Source organism: Pseudomonas gingeri (assembly GCF_013386165.1).
GTDB classification, from domain to species: domain Bacteria; phylum Pseudomonadota; class Gammaproteobacteria; order Pseudomonadales; family Pseudomonadaceae; genus Aquipseudomonas; species Aquipseudomonas gingeri_C.
The window spans coordinates 59,032-73,825 of the sequence record NZ_JACAOS010000033.1; the positions used below are offsets into that span (position 1 = coordinate 59,032).

Annotated in this window: 10 protein-coding genes; 9 read left to right on the plus strand and 1 reads right to left on the minus strand. The window is 60.7% G+C overall.

What is annotated here, in order from left to right; translation table 11 throughout:
• Positions 1 to 292: 292 nt before the first annotated feature.
• The 9 genes from HX866_RS32800 (at position 293) to HX866_RS32840 (ending at position 13,293) form a co-directional block, all read left to right on the plus strand.
• A complete protein-coding gene (locus HX866_RS32800; protein WP_177141183.1) occupies positions 293 to 2,458 on the plus strand; it encodes a TonB-dependent siderophore receptor in 2,166 nt (721 codons plus the stop codon).
• A gap of 36 nt (positions 2,459 to 2,494) precedes the next feature.
• A complete protein-coding gene (gene pnuC / locus HX866_RS32805; protein WP_177123736.1) occupies positions 2,495 to 3,097 on the plus strand; it encodes a nicotinamide riboside transporter PnuC in 603 nt (200 codons plus the stop codon).
• A gap of 172 nt (positions 3,098 to 3,269) precedes the next feature.
• A complete protein-coding gene (locus tag HX866_RS32810) occupies positions 3,270 to 4,859 on the plus strand; it encodes a lactate dehydrogenase (protein ID WP_177141184.1) in 1,590 nt (529 codons plus the stop codon).
• Positions 4,860 to 4,942: 83 nt separating this feature from the next.
• On the plus strand, positions 4,943 to 5,428 hold the full coding sequence (locus HX866_RS32815) for a Spy/CpxP family protein refolding chaperone (RefSeq protein WP_177097066.1): 486 nt from the start codon (positions 4,943 to 4,945) through the stop codon (positions 5,426 to 5,428).
• Between the two features lie 288 nt (positions 5,429 to 5,716).
• On the plus strand, positions 5,717 to 6,151 hold the full coding sequence (locus HX866_RS32820) for a DUF1640 domain-containing protein (protein ID WP_177141185.1): 435 nt from the start codon (positions 5,717 to 5,719) through the stop codon (positions 6,149 to 6,151).
• Positions 6,152 to 6,386: 235 nt separating this feature from the next.
• Entirely contained in the window at positions 6,387 to 7,913 is a 1,527-nt protein-coding gene (locus HX866_RS32825; RefSeq protein ID WP_177141186.1) for an efflux transporter outer membrane subunit, read from the plus strand.
• Between the two features lie 101 nt (positions 7,914 to 8,014).
• Entirely contained in the window at positions 8,015 to 9,124 is a 1,110-nt protein-coding gene (locus tag HX866_RS32830; protein ID WP_256345064.1) for an efflux RND transporter periplasmic adaptor subunit, read from the plus strand.
• A 12-nt stretch (positions 9,125 to 9,136) separates the two neighbouring features.
• On the plus strand, positions 9,137 to 12,196 hold the full coding sequence (locus tag HX866_RS32835) for an efflux RND transporter permease subunit (RefSeq protein WP_177097073.1): 3,060 nt from the start codon (positions 9,137 to 9,139) through the stop codon (positions 12,194 to 12,196).
• Complete coding sequence (locus tag HX866_RS32840; RefSeq protein ID WP_371319309.1) at positions 12,193 to 13,293, plus strand: homoserine dehydrogenase; 1,101 nt, start codon at positions 12,193 to 12,195, stop codon at positions 13,291 to 13,293. The genes HX866_RS32835 and HX866_RS32840 overlap by 4 nt, the downstream gene beginning before the upstream one ends.
• A 47-nt stretch (positions 13,294 to 13,340) precedes the next feature.
• Here the strand turns inward: HX866_RS32840 and HX866_RS32845 are convergent, their stop codons facing one another.
• Positions 13,341 to 14,627 (minus strand): MFS transporter, encoded by a 1,287-nt coding sequence (locus HX866_RS32845; RefSeq protein ID WP_177097075.1) that lies wholly within the window; start codon positions 14,625 to 14,627, stop codon positions 13,341 to 13,343.
• Positions 14,628 to 14,794 lie beyond the last annotated feature (167 nt).

Below are 14,794 nucleotides of genomic sequence, written 5' to 3' on the forward strand. Positions count from 1 at the left end.
TAGGGATCTCGATACAACGCAGACGCCGGGACGCCCTTAAGATGGCGCTATGCCATCAACCGGCGGCGATACTAGGGCGACAATTCAATGACGTCAATTTGTCCAATCATAAATATTTCAAAATATTTCTTACGACTTTATTGACCCGAGCAGGCCATTTCAGCAGGCTGCGCGGCTAATTCATTGATAGGTATCGATTTCGATACTGAAACCCCCGACTTCTCGCTCGGCATCTGACCCAGGTGCCCGGTTTCTTGCTGTCGGCGGGAAAGTGGTCATCAAGGAGCGTTGCATGAGCAGGTTTTACCGGACGTCCCCAACGGGAGGGTCCGCCCCGCGGTTCGCGCTCAACCTCCTGACCCTCGGCCTGCTGACCGCTACCGGCCTGCCGACGGCCCGCGCCGCCACCGAACTGGCGCCAGTCAGCGTGGTCGGCGAGAGCGACGCCGGCTACAACGCCAGTAGCGCCTCGGTCGGCGGTTTCGACGCCGCGCCCTTGCTCGACACACCCGCGTCGATTTCGGTGGTCACTGAATCCTTGATCAAGGATCAGCAGGCGCGCCTGCTCAGCGACGTGTTGCGCAACGATGCCTCGGTGGGCGACAGCTATGCGCCGGTCGGCTACTACGAAAACTTCGTGGTGCGCGGCTTCTCGCTGAACGCCGCCAACAGTTACCGGATCAACGGCCGCAGCATCACCGGCGAACAGAACGTCGGGCTGGAAAACAAACAGCAGGTGGAGTTGCTCAAGGGACTGGCCGGGCTGGAAAGCGGCGTCAGCGAACCCGGCGGGCTGGTCAATTACGTGACCAAGCGTCCGGCGACAGTGCGCTCGGTCACCATTTCCACCGATGACCGTGGCAGCGGTTACCTGGCCGCCGACGTCGGCGACTGGTTCGGCGCCGAGCAGCAACTGGGCCTGCGGGCCAACGTCGCCCATGAAGATATCCAGTCCTACGTCGAACACACCAACGGCCAGCGCGATTTCGCTTCCCTGGCCCTCGACTGGAATATCAACCCCGATGCCGTCCTGCAACTGGATGCCGAATACCAGACCAAGCAGCAACGCTCGGCCCCCGGCTATCAGTTGCTCGGCGGCACCGAACTGCCCCACGACGCCTCGCCGAGACGGCTGCTGGGCTACCAGAGCGGCTCACCACCAGTCACCAATGACTCGCTGAACCTCAACGGCCTGTTCGAATACCACTTCAACGATCGCTGGAAAGGCAGCCTCAGCGCCTCCCGCAGCCGTGTGGTGATCGACGACTACAGTTCGTTCGCCTGGGGCTCCGCGAACGGGACCTACAACCACTTCAGTCCCGAGGGCGGCTACGATATCTACGACTATCGCAGCCCTGACGAAACCCATCGCAACGATGAGCTCCAGGCCTCCCTCAATGGTCGGTTCGACACCGGCTTCCTGGGCCATGAGCTGACCCTGGGGACCAGCGCCTTCCGCCGTATAGTCGACCAGCACGATCCGATCAACCAGCAGATCGGCAGCGGCAATATCGACAGCGACCCGGCACAGTTCCCGCGCTACGACGGTCCGATCGGACCCTCCTATCGACACCTGGACAGTCGCCAGTACGGGTTGTTCTTCAACGACCGGATCAGCCTGAACGAGCAGTGGCAGACCCTCCTCGGCGGACGTGAAGTGCGCCTCGACGAAAGAACCTTCGACCAACAGGGTTCGACCACCCGGCATACCCAGGAATATGTGTTCCTGCCTTCGGCGGCCCTGATCTACAAACCCGTCGACAACCTGTCGCTCTACACCCGCTACAGCAAAGGCCTGTCCCTGGGTGGCGAAGCACCGTGGTTCGCCAGCAATGCCTTTGAAATCCTCGCGCCGACGGTATCGCGGCAGATCGAGGCCGGGGTCAAGTACGACTGGCAACGAATCAGCCTGGCCGCAGCATTGTTCCAGATCCGCCAGGCCTACCAATACTCCAAGCCCAATGACGACGGTTCCTTCACCTTCACCCAACAGGGCGAGCAGAAGAACACCGGGCTGGAGCTCTCGGCCAATGGCTGGGCAACCCAGCGCCTGCAGATCGCGGCCAGCGTCGCGGCCATTCAGGCACGGGTCACCGGCAGCGGCACGCCATCCTATGAAGGGCACCAGGCGATCAACATCCCACGGCTGCGCGCCAGCCTCTCCGGCGACTACGCCCTGCCCTGGCTCGATGGCCTGGCGTTGCTCGGCGGGGTTCAATACAGTGGCAGCAAATACGCCAATCACGAAGGTTCGGTGGCCACCAGTGCCTACGCCATCTTCAATGCCGGCAGCCGCTACAGCACCCGTATCGAAGGCTACGACACCGTCTTCCGTCTGACCGTGGACAACCTGTTCGACAAGCGTTACTGGCGTGATGCCGGTGAATACGAAGGCGACGGCTACCTGTTCCAGGGCGCCCCGTTGACCGCACGACTGAGCGCATCGATCAATTTCTGATTGCCTGCCCCTACTGTTTCCGTTGAGGAACCTTGCATGTCCACCCTTGAAATCATCGCTGTCCTGGTCAATGTCCTTGGCGTCTGGCTGACCGCCCGACGCATTCGCTGGTGCTGGCCGGTCGGCGTCGTTGCCGTGCTCTTGTACGCCTGGATTTTCTACGATGCCAAGCTGTATTCCGACACCTTGCTGCAAGGCATTTTCGCCGTGCTGCAGGGTTATGGCTGGTGGCGCTGGAGCCAGGGCGGGCTCAGCGACGGCAAGGTCCATGTTGCCCGGTTGTCCTTGCGCGAAGGCCTCCTCGGCCTGTTCAGCGGCGCCGTGGGCGCGGTGCTGCTGGGCGGCCTGATGGCCCACTTTACCGACGCGGAGGTGCCTTGGGTCGACGCCTCGCTCACCGCCTTCAGCCTGGTGGCCAGCGTCTGGGCGGCACGCAAATATGTCGCCAGTTGGTGGCTGTGGATCGTGCTGGACGTGATCTACGTCGGCCTGTTCCTGTTCAAGGACCTGCAACTGACGGCGGCGCTCTACGCCGGCTTCGTGGTACTGGCGATCTATGGTCTGCGGGCCTGGCAACAGGACCTGAAGTCCCAGGAGCGGCAGCCCTTCCCGGGGTCGAGCGGCGAGCTGATTCGTTAGTCTAGGCGTCTGACCCGCGGCGCCTGCCCACCAGGCGCCCAAGCCCCTCGATCACGGGTCCTCGACCCCCTGGACAACCACGATTTGATCGGTTGGCGACGCCCTAAAGTTTCATGTGTCATGGTCGATACACTCCTGTACATAGAATAATTTTCTTGATTCAGGAGGTTCCATGACAGGGATATCGTCGATTACTGCCGTGACGCTGACCCCTTCTCAGCTTGTTGCCAATCTGCCCGCCGGCCAACAGACCGCCAACACCACCGCTGCCGTTTCCTCACCGGCCTCGAGCGTGATACTCGGCCAGAACAATGTGGTCGGGATCAGTACCTACAATGCCCGTGGAGCCTTGCCTAACGCCGCACTGCAACCGGCCTGGGAAGGCAGTCCGCTGGACCGGGTGTCGTTCACGATGGGCGGCAACCTCGCCAGCAAGTCCAACTCCGCCCGCTTTGCCGGCCTGGGTGCGGCGTTGCTGACGCAGTTGGCCGAGGGCAAGAAAAACATCTCGCAATCGGTTGTCCAGCAGTCCGGCAGCAAACCGCTCAACGCCGCCGAGCTTTCGGCCGCGCAAGCCAAGCTGCACAGCGACAATGTCGACAGCGCGATCACCCTGACCCTCAAGACCGCCAGCGGTAAAACCGTGACCTTGAGCCTGTCGAACCAGGACACGGGAATGGCCGTACAGGCCCAGGTAGAGGGCGGCGACCTCACGGATCAAGAGAGTGCGGCCCTGGCCAAGATGGCCAAGGGTTTCCAGTCCGCGATCGACGGTTTGACCGCCGAGCCACCTCAGCTGAAGCTGGATGCCCTGACCCAGTTCGATTCGAAGGTATTTTCCTCGGTCGACCTGAACACCAAGCTCAAGATTGACGACAACAACACCCAGACCCTGGTGTTCCACGCCGACAACCAGCAACGCTCGGTGAAAATGAGCGGCCCTTCGGGTGATCTGCAACTGTCCGTGGACCTGAAGAACCAGGCGATTCTCGGCAATGCCAGCCAACAGGCCAAGGCGCTGCAAAGCTACCTCAAGCAGATCGATGCCGCCGCCGCTCGGGGTCACGCCGACCGCGATATGATGTCGATGTTCAAGGATGCGTTCTCCTCCCTGAACAGCAACTATCCCGCCACCCGGGCAACCTCCACGCCGGCAACCGTCAATCCACTTGCACCGACCAATCTCGACCGCAACCTGTTGACCGGCTTGGCGGACTTCTCCGCGTCGATGACGCAGAAAAGCGAGGCAAGCAACCCGATGCGTCCCCTCGAGCGGGATACCTTTGCTTACAACGTGTCCCAAACCACTCAACTCAAGGGCAGCGATCCGCAGAACCGCTCCATTGAGCAGCACCAGCAATCGAGCCTGAACGCCAGCTTTCACCAGTCACTGTCCGGCCAAAAGCTGCGGCTGACCACCAATGCCGATTCGCAGAACTACCTGTTCTACCAGATCGCCGACACCGCCGACAGCCAGACCAGCATCGGTTACAAAGACGGTGAATTGACCAATGCGTCGGTGACCCAGTCGGCCAGCCAATCCACCCATATTGCCAAATACGTGATGGGCCGCCTGGTGGATCAGACATCGACACCGGTCAACACATCGAAAACCCAGAGTTTCCTGGACGTGCTGGAAAGGAGCCTGCACCCCGACCAGGATGACAAGACGTCAACAGGCGCTGCGCGCTTGAAAGAACTCCTGGCTGGCCTTCAGGACAAGGTACTGCTGGATTCGTACCCGAAAAAGCTCAACAGCTGACCCTGACAGTTCGTCGGTTCGCTGCCGCGCTTAGTGGTAAGGTTGGCGCATAGATATCGCCCCCTTAACCCGGATAGACGAATATGAAAAAATTCACATTCAAAGCGGCCATGCCGGCCGTGTTGATGCTGGCTGTCCTCGGCGCTTCCTTCTCGGCACCGACGATGGCGGCGAGCAGCTCCGACGCCGTCTCACAGGCGGCCGCCCGTCACGCCAGGAAATATGAAGACCTGGTCGAAAAACGGATCAACGAACTCCACGCCAAACTGAAGATCACCGACAAACAGTCCGTCCAGTGGGAGGCCTATGCGAAAACCATGCGTGAGAATGCACATGGCACCGATAAAGCCTACCTGGATCAGGCACAGAAACTCCCATCGTTAAATGCCGACGACGCGATGCAGTCCTATGCCAGGCTGGCCCAGATGCACGCAGGCAATCTGCAGAGACTTGCCACTTCGTTCAGCGCGCTGTACGGCACACTTTCCGCCGATCAGAAAAAGACCGCCGATAAACTGTTTCGCAGTGAGCGCGGGGAACGGCACGAAGTCGCGGATAGATTTCATTGATGCGCCGTGTGTTGTGCACTATTGAACAGCCAAAGGGCCATGGCTATCCAAGGATTGACTGAAAACCGCGATGCCGATCAGTTGCGCTCAATACATTAGGCCCGGGACTACAGGGCCCGGCGAAGTATCTGACTATCTCACCCAGTAGGTTTGAGTCCACCATCGGGACTATGAATCACTGTCGTCGATGCCCTCGCCGACTGGCCAATGGAATGCCCAGTCCCCACACCGTCATACACCTTCGATATCAGGTGGGACTCCAGGCAGTTGTCACCTGCAGGAGAGACAATGACACTCGCCCTTACGTTCTACGACGCGCTGACCACTGTCAGCATTCCATCAGAAAAAGCCAAGGCGGTTGTACAGGCCTGGGAGGCTGAAGTGGAAGATCTCGCATCGAAATCCGACCTAAAACAAGTGGAAACCCATTTAACGTATTCAATCACCGCGCTAGGTGATGAACTTCGCTCATCGATCAAGGAGCTGCAATCCTCTCTCCGGGAACAGGGCGTCGAGCTGAGAGCGGAACTCAAGGAACAGCGGGCCGAGTTCCGCGCCGAACTCAAGGAACAACGAGCCGAGTTCCGCGCTGAGCTCAAGGAACAACGGGCCGAGCAACGCTCTTCTACCCGGGTCTTGCAATGGAGTATCGGCGTGACCTTTCTCTGCGTCGCGGCACCCTTTATCAAGAATGCGTTCGAGCTGTTGGCCACGTTGTACTGACCGGCTGCGCTGGGTCAGCCTGGATAGCGGCCCGATGAAATGAAAAGGCTTGCCCAAGAGAATTCACTTGACTTACCGGTCATTAAATCTGCAATTAGTCTTCTGCCGGGCATCAACACCTTGATACCCGGTGATGCCCTCCTCCCAATGTTTGAGCATAAATGATCGTTCAAGGAGGCAAAGAGCATAGGTTTGATCTATTCATAAACTAACTAATTGACTCATCAGAGAGCCCATGGACGAGCAATCCCAGCAGCAGGTGACTTCTCGCATCTGGCAGGTTCTCGCCCCTGCCAGTGTGCTTTGCCTTGCCCTGCTTACGGGCTGCGCCGTGGGCCCGGACTTTGCTCGGCCCAGTGTGGCTAAAAATGCCAGCTATTCGCCGGAAAAACTCGCAACCACAACCGCCTCAGCCGACGTGTCAGCAGGCGGCGCTGCGCAAAAACTGGTCGAGGGCATGGACATCCCCGGCCAATGGTGGACGCTGTTCCGCTCGCCGGCACTGAATGCCCTGGTGGAAGAGGCGCTGAAAGCCAATGCGGATGTGGCCGCCGCCCAAGCGGCCCTGCATCAGGCCAACGAACTGCTCTACGCCGAACAGGCTTCGCTGTTTCCCTCCGTGAGTGGCGGCACATCACGGACTCGGGAGTTGCCCTCGGCGGTCACGACCTTTGGCGCGCCCTCGCAGATTTTCACCGTCAACTCCGCGTCGCTGAGCGTCTCCTACGCCCCGGACGTTTTCGGCGGAACCCGGCGCCAGATCGAGTCGTCCGCAGCGCAGGCCGAGTATGAGCGTTACCAGCTGGAAGCGACTTACCTCACGCTGACCTCGAATGTCGTCAATACAGCCGTGACCCTGGCGTCCCTGCGCGATCAGGTAGCAGCCACCGAGGCAATCATTCGGTTGCAGAGCGACCAGCTTGAACTCCTGCGGTCGCAACGTCGTCTAGGGGCGATTGCCAATACCGACGTGCTCACGCAACAAGCGGCACTCGCCCAAACCCGCGCGACATTGCCGCCCCTGCAAAAACAGCTCGCCCAGACCCGCAATCAGCTGATGGCCTATCTCGGTCGCTTTCCGAATCAGGATCAGGGGGAAAACTTCGATCTGGCCTCCCTCCATCTGCCAGAGCAACTGCCGGTCAGCCTGCCGTCGACCATCGTTGAGCAGCGCCCGGATGTGCGCTCCGCCGAAGCGCAACTGCATCAGGCCAGCGCCAATATCGGCGTAGCCATCGCCAATCAACTGCCGCAATTCAGCATCACCGGATCCCTGGGCTCCGCTGCGTTGGGTGGCACCCGGCTGTTTTCGGCAGGCACGGGGTTCTGGAGCCTCGCCGGATCGGTCAGCCAGACGCTCTTTGACGCAGGCGCCCTTGAGCATCGCAAGCGGGCCGCCGTGGCTGCCTATGACGAATCCGCCGCACGTTATCGCAGCACCGTGATCGCCGCCTTCCAGGATATCGCCAATGCACTCAGGGCACTGCAAGCGGACGCCGAGACCCTCAACCAGCAGGTTCAGGCCGAACAGGCTGCCCGCGAAAGCCTGGAGCTGGCCCAGGCCCAGTTCCGCCTGGGCGCCGTGGGTTATCTGAGTCTGCTGACAGCGCAACAGACCTATCAGAACGCGGTACTCACCCGCGTCAAGGTGCAGAGCACGCGTTATAGCGACACCACCGCCCTGTTCCAGGCACTGGGTGGTGGCTGGTGGAACCGAACCGATGTGGCCCCTGCCTCCGTGGGAAGCCCCGACCGCTATTGAAACAGTGAGAAAAAACCATGGCCGACGCCAAGACCGTCTCTTCTCCCTCCTCCCAGCCGGCTGAACCGGGTGGGGCACGCAAGCGACGGCTGCTTAAACCCATGCTCACCATGATTGCGGTGGTCCTGGTGATCGTTGCGATCATTGCCGGCGTGAAATTCACCCAGATATCAAAGCTGATCGCCCAGGGCAAACTGCCTCTACCGCCGGCCGTGGTGACAGCTATGCGCGTCGAATTTGCCGATTGGCAGCCCAGCGTTTCCGCCGTGGGATCGATAAAGGCCGTGCGGGGTGTCGATGTCACCACCGAGGTCGGCGGTATCGTTCGCACCCTCGGTTTCAAACCGGGCCAGGAGGTGGCGGCCGGGGACCTGCTCGTCCAGTTGAATGCGGACTCGGACATCGCCCAGTTGCACTCGCTCGAAGCCACCGCCAACCTGGCGGTAACGGTCCTCAAACGTGATAAGGCGCAACTGGCGGTGAGCGCCGTGTCCCAGGCGCTGGTCGAGGCGGACAGCGCCGACTTGAAAGCCAAAGTGGCGGCGGCAGAACAGCAACGGGCGCTGGTGGCGAAGAAAACCATCCGCGCGCCCTTTGCGGGAAAGATCGGGATTACCAGTGTCAATCCCGGCCAATTCCTCAATCCCGGCGACAAGATCGCGACCCTGCAAACGTTCAATCCCATCTACATCGACTTTAACGTACCGCAAGCCCAGGTGGCGGCGGTGACCCTCGGGCAAGCCGTCGCGGTCACGGCCAGCGGCCTGCCCAAGCAGACCTTCGCCGGCAAGATCACCGCCATCGACACCAAGTTCGATCCGACCACACGTAACGTCCTGGTTGAAGCCACCGTCGACAACCCCAAGCAAAACCTGGTGCCCGGCATGTTTGCCCAGGCCGTCGTGGAGTCCGGCGCCAAGCAGCGCTACCTCACCGTTCCACAAACCTCCGTCACCTATAACCCTTATGGGACGACGGTGTTCATCGCGGTCCAGAAGAGCGACCAGGACAAGGATGTGCTCACCGCGCAGCAGACCTTCATCGAAACCGGGCCGACCCGTGGCGATCAGGTGGCCATCGTGTCCGGCGTCAAGGAAGGCGATCAGGTGATCACAAGTGGCCAGATGAAGCTCAAGAACGGCTCACCGGTAAAAGTCGACAACCAGAGCGTGCCCTTGAACGATGCGGCGCCCAAGCCGCAAGAACAATAGGTCTCCGCGCCCATGAAGCTCACCGACATCTTCATCAAGCGACCGGTCTGGGCCGTGGTCATCTCGCTGTTTATCCTGATACTGGGGCTGCGCTCGATCTTCGGGCTGCCGGTCAACCAGTGGCCGCGTACCGAAAACACCGTGGTCACCATCAGCACCAGCTATTACGGGGCGGACGCGGCCACCGTGGCCGGCTTTATCACGCAACCGCTCGAATCGGCCATTGCCCAGGCGCAGGGCATTGATTACCTGGCGTCTTCGAGCATTACCGGGGTCTCGACCATTACCGCGACGCTGCGGCTCAACTACGAGGCCAGCAAGGCGCTGACGGAGATCAACACCCAGGTCAACTCGGTCAAGAACCAGCTGCCGGCGCAGGCCCAGGAGCCGGTGCTCACGGTCGCCGTCGGGCAGACCACGGACGCCATGTACCTGGGCTTCTACAGTGACGTCCTGCCCACCAACAACATCACCGATTACCTGTTACGGGTCGTCAAGCCCAAGCTCGACTCCCTTGAAGGCGTACAGACCGCCGAGATTCTCGGCGGACGCCAATTCGCCATGCGTGCCTGGCTGGACCCCGGCAAGCTGGCCGCCCACAACGTTTCGGCGCAGGACGTTTCCACCGCCTTGGCCAACAACAACTACCTGTCCGCCCTGGGTTCGACCAAAGGGCAGATGGTGACGGTCGACCTGACCGCCGGCACCGACCTGCACACCGTGGATGAATTCAAACAGCTGGTCATCAAGCAGAACGGCGACGCACTGGTGCACCTGGAAGATGTAGCGACGGTCACCCTGGGGGCGGAGAACTACAACACCAGCGTGGCGTTCTCCGGTAAACGCTCGGTGTTCATCGGCATCAAGACCGCCCCGAATGCCAATATCCTGACCGTCGCCGCCGATGTCAGAAAGGCCTTCCCCGATCTGCAATCGCAACTGCCGAGCGGCGTCAGGGGGGAAATCGTCTACGACTCCACGGAGTTCATCAACACCTCGATCTACGAGGTGGTGAAGACCCTCGTTGAAGCCATGATCATCGTCTCGATCGTGATCTATCTGTTCCTCGGCTCATTTCGCGCGGTGATCGTGCCACTGGTGGCGATACCGCTGTCGTTGGTCGGGACTTTTTTCATCATGTTCCTGCTGGGGTACTCGATCAATCTGCTGACCCTGCTGGCCCTGGTATTGGCCATCGGCCTGGTGGTCGATGACGCGATCATCGTGGTGGAAAACGTCGACCGCCATATCAAGGAAGAAGGCAAAGGGGTCATGGAGGCCGCCATGATCGCGGCCAGGGAACTCGGCGGCCCGATTCTCGCCATGACGGTGGTGTTGATTGCCGCGTACGTGCCCATCGGCTTGCGCAGCGGTCTCACCGGTGCGCTGTTCAAGGAGTTCTGTTTCTCATTGGCCGGCGCCGTGACCGTGTCCGCCGTGGTGGCGTTGAGCCTGTCGCCGATGATGACTTCGCGACTGTTCAAGCCAGGGCAGGAAGAGGGTCGATTTGCCCGCCTGCTGGATCGTTATTTCGACCGGCTACGCCACGGCTACCATCGGATACTGTCAGCCGGACTCAATAGCTGGCCGGTCCTGGTCACCTTTGGTTTTATCCTGTTCCTGCTGGTGGCCGCCAGTGGCATGACCGCCAAGAGCGAGCTGTCGCCCACCGAAGACCAGGGACTGGTGTTCATGCAGATCCAGGGCGCCTCGACAGCCTCGCCGCAGCAGATGGAACGGCTGGCGGACCAGGCTTTCCAGATTTCGAAAACCGAGCCTGAGTACGCACAGATGTTCCAGCTTACCGGGGTCCCCTCGCTCAATCAGGGACTCGGCGGCGTGCTGCTCAAGCCCTGGGGGCAGCGAACTCGCTCCCAGGCAGAATTGATCCTGGACCTGCAACAGAAGTGGAACCAGGTGGCCGGCGCCAAGCTGGCGGCCTTTCCGCTGCCGTCGCTACCCGGTGCCCAAGGCTTGCCGGTACAGTTTGTCATTACCACCACCGAGTCCGTCGAAAACTTGAATGAGGTGGCCCAGGCGGTCATGGCCGAGGCCCAGAAACAAAAGCTGTTCTGGTTCGCCGACCTGGACCTGAAGATCGACAAGCCGCAGGCCAAGCTGATCGTGGACCGAGACAAGATCGCCGCCCTCGGCATGACCCAGGCCGACGTCGGTGCAGCCCTATCGGCAGCGCTGGGCGGGAATTACGTGAACTATTTCTCCACCGCCGGGCGCTCCTACAAAGTCATTCCCCAGGTACTGCAGGTTGACCGTCTCAACCCCGATCAAATTCTCGACTACTACATTCGCACGCCCTCCGGCGCCATGATCCAGGCGCGTACGGTGGCGCATATCGAAACCTCGACGCAAGCGGAGTCGATCAACCACTTCCAGCAACTCAACTCGGTCACCCTTTCCGGCGTGAGTGGCGTTTCCCAGGGCGAACTGCTGGCGAAACTGAACACCATCCTCAACAACGTCGCCCCTTCGGGATATACCTCCGATGCGTCGGGTGAGTCGCGTCAGTTCGTCCAGGAGTCGGGCGGATTTGTCGGCCTCTTGCTGTTCTCCATCCTGATCGTCTACCTGGCGCTGGCCTTCCAGTTCGAGAGCTACCGCGATCCCGTGGTGATCCTGTTTTCGGTGCCGCCTGCGCTCTTCGGCGCACTGGCGTTCATCACCATGGGCTTCGCCTCGATCAACGTGTACACCCAGGTGGGGCTGGTGACCCTGCTCGGGCTTATCACCAAGCACGGGATTCTGATCGTGCAGTTTGCCAACGAACTGCAGCGCGCCGGTCGCAGCAAGCGCGAGGCCATCGAAGAAGCCGCTGAGGTACGCTTGCGACCGATCCTGATGACCACCGCGGCCATGGTCTTGGGCGTGGTGCCGCTGGTCTGGGCCTCCGGTGCCGGCGCGGCCGGACGTCACGACATGGGCCTGGTGATCTTCGCCGGCCTCTCCATCGGCACCCTGCTGACGCTGTTCATGGTGCCGGCCATGTACATGTTCATTGGCACCACTCACCATCAGGAGGCGCCCGAGCAGCCGTTGTCGACTCCTGTGGCGTGACGCTCCTGCTGCGTATTGCCAGGGCAGTCGAGGTAGACTTCGACGTTTACGGCGAGCACCGGATGGCTCGCCGAGCCCCGGGAGCGAGATCGTTGACGATGAAAAGATGGAACATTGCGATAACCGGCTTTGGCTCGATTGGCAAAGCCGTCGCTCAGATACTCCGCCAGCGGGAGCAGCGCTATAAAGCGCTTTATGGCGCCGACGTGCGTGTGGTGGCGGTCTGCGGATCCCGTGCGGGACTGATGGATCACAACGGGCTGGCGTTTGACACAGAGGGGGCGTTGTCGTTGCAACCCGGCCTGACCGGTGAAGGTTTTATCGAACAGGCGCAGGCCGATGTGCTGATTGAAGCCGGACCGACCGACTACGAGACCGGCGGCGCGGGCTACCGCTATATCCGTGCGGCATTGGGCCAGGGTATGCATGCCATTGCCATCTCCAAAGGCGCGTTGGTCTTCGACTACCGCGGCCTCGCCGACCTGGCCCGCGCCAACGGCGCACAGTTGAAAATCAGCGGCGCCACCTCGGCAGCGCTGCCGACCATTGATCTGCTGCAATACAATCTTGCCGGCTGCCAGATTCTCGAAGTTGAAGGGATCGTGACCGCAACCAGCAACTTCGTGCTGAGCCGCATGATGGACGGCGCAGGCTTCAGCGACGCAGTGGCCGAGGCCCAGCGTCTGGGCATGGCAGAACCGGACCCGCGTTTTGATGTCGAGGGCTGGGACACCGCTTGCAAGATCAACATTCTGGCCAACGCCGCTTTTGGCGCTGACTTGAAACTGCAAGACATACCGCGTGACGGTATCGACCAGATCTCAGCGGTGGATATCCAACGCTGGAAAGCAGCAGGCGTCGTTCCCAAGCTCGTCGGACACATCGATAACCGCGCCAGCGGCGTCCAAGCCTCGGTCACGCTGAAGACCTATCCGCTGGATCACCCGTTTGCCCAGGTGAGCGCCAAAATGAAAGCGATCCGGGTCACGACCGATGTCATGGGAGAAATCATGGCCATTGGCGTCACCAGCCCTTTGGCGACTGCCGCAGCGGCCTTGAAGGACTTTGAGCATCTGCTCATGGCCGCCCATCGATAGCGCCATCGGCAGCCGGGACAGACCCCGGCTGCCTGCTCATACGGGTTTCAGCTCGCCAGCTGTTTTTTCAGCATCACCGGTATCGACAAGGCAATCAGCGAGGCGATTACGCAGAGCAGCCCGGCGATAAAAAACGCCGGCGTGTAGGTGGCCAGCAAAGTCCGTGTCAGCCCGGCGCCGTAGGCAGCAAAGGCCGCGCCCAGTTGATGCCCGGCAAACACCCAGCCGAACACGATATTGGCCCGCTCGCCACCGAACTTCTGTGCCACCAGCTTGACCGTCGGCGGCACGGTGGCGATCCAGTCCAGGCCATAGAGAACGGCGAAAAATGACAGGCCGAACACGGTGAAGTCGGTAAACGGCAGGAGCATCAGCGAGATGCCGCGCAAACCGTAGTACCAGAACAACAGCCAACGGTTATCGAAACGATCCGACAGCCAGCCCGAACCCACGGTGCCGAAAAAGTCGAAGATGCCCATCATCGCCAGAATACCGGCCGCCGTGGTGGCCACCAGGCCGAAATCGCCGCACATGCTGATGAAGTGGGTCTGGATCAATCCATTGGTGCTGGCGCCGCAAATAAAGAAGGTGAAAAACAGCACCCAGAACGTCCAACTGCCCGACACGTCGCGCAGCACCTTCAGCGGGCTGATCAGCATCTGCAGCAAACTGCCCCGATGGGCAGGCGCCGGCAGCACCTCCTTCTCCCCGTACAACGGCAAGTCCAGGTCCACCGGCCGATCGCGCAACAGGGCAAGCACAGCGACCACCACCACGGCCATGGCGCAGCAAATGAAGCTCAGTGCCAGGCGCCAGCCATAGTGTTCAGTCAACGAAGCCATCAGCGGCATGAACAGCAGTTGGCCTGTAGCAGAACTGGCCGACAGCAGCCCGACCACCAGGCCACGCCGATGGGAAAACCAGCGGGTCGCTACCGTGGCACCGAGCACCATGGCGGTGAGCCCCGTACCGACACCAACGACCACGCCCCACAACAGCACCAGTTGCCAGAAGCTGTTCATGAACATCGAACCGATCATGCCACCCAGCACGATCACCAGGGCCACCAGCACCACCCGGCGCAGGCCGAAGTAGTTCATGAAGGCTGCTGCGAACGGCCCCATCAATCCATAGAGCATGAAACGAATCGCCAGGGCCCCGGAGATCTGCGCACTGCTCCAGCCGAACTCGTGCTCCAGGGGCACGATAAACACCCCCGGCGCGCCCATGGCACCGGCCATCACCAGCATGGTCAGGAAGGTGACGGCGGCGACCACCCAGCCATAGTGAACCTGGCGCCGCGCCAGACGGTTTGCGACCAATGTAGACAACATGGAGTGTTCCTTATGCTCGCGGGGCGTGCCGCAGCTCGTCAGGGGGAAGGACAAATAGATTATTCACAACCTTTATTTAATAGATGTTTTACATCATGTATTATCCCTTGGCAAGACAGCCGATTCATCGACACCGATGATTTTCGTCCCATGTTTTTTAGCATCAC

Bases quoted from the DNA above. Each gene is read 5' to 3' on its own strand.
- HX866_RS32800 (WP_177141183.1), top strand. From the start codon at position 293: ATGAGCAGGTTTTACCGGACGTCCCCAACGGGAGGGTCCGCCCCGCGG.
- HX866_RS32815 (WP_177097066.1), top strand. From the start codon at position 4,943: ATGAAAAAATTCACATTCAAAGCGGCCATGCCGGCCGTGTTGATGCTG.
- HX866_RS32825 (WP_177141186.1), top strand. From the start codon at position 6,387: ATGGACGAGCAATCCCAGCAGCAGGTGACTTCTCGCATCTGGCAGGTT.
- HX866_RS32835 (WP_177097073.1), top strand. From the start codon at position 9,137: ATGAAGCTCACCGACATCTTCATCAAGCGACCGGTCTGGGCCGTGGTC.
- pnuC (WP_177123736.1), top strand. From the start codon at position 2,495: ATGTCCACCCTTGAAATCATCGCTGTCCTGGTCAATGTCCTTGGCGTC.
- HX866_RS32820 (WP_177141185.1), top strand. From the start codon at position 5,717: ATGACACTCGCCCTTACGTTCTACGACGCGCTGACCACTGTCAGCATT.
- HX866_RS32845 (WP_177097075.1), bottom strand. From the start codon at position 14,627: ATGTTGTCTACATTGGTCGCAAACCGTCTGGCGCGGCGCCAGGTTCAC.
- HX866_RS32830 (WP_256345064.1), top strand. From the start codon at position 8,015: ATGCTCACCATGATTGCGGTGGTCCTGGTGATCGTTGCGATCATTGCC.
- HX866_RS32810 (WP_177141184.1), top strand. From the start codon at position 3,270: ATGACAGGGATATCGTCGATTACTGCCGTGACGCTGACCCCTTCTCAG.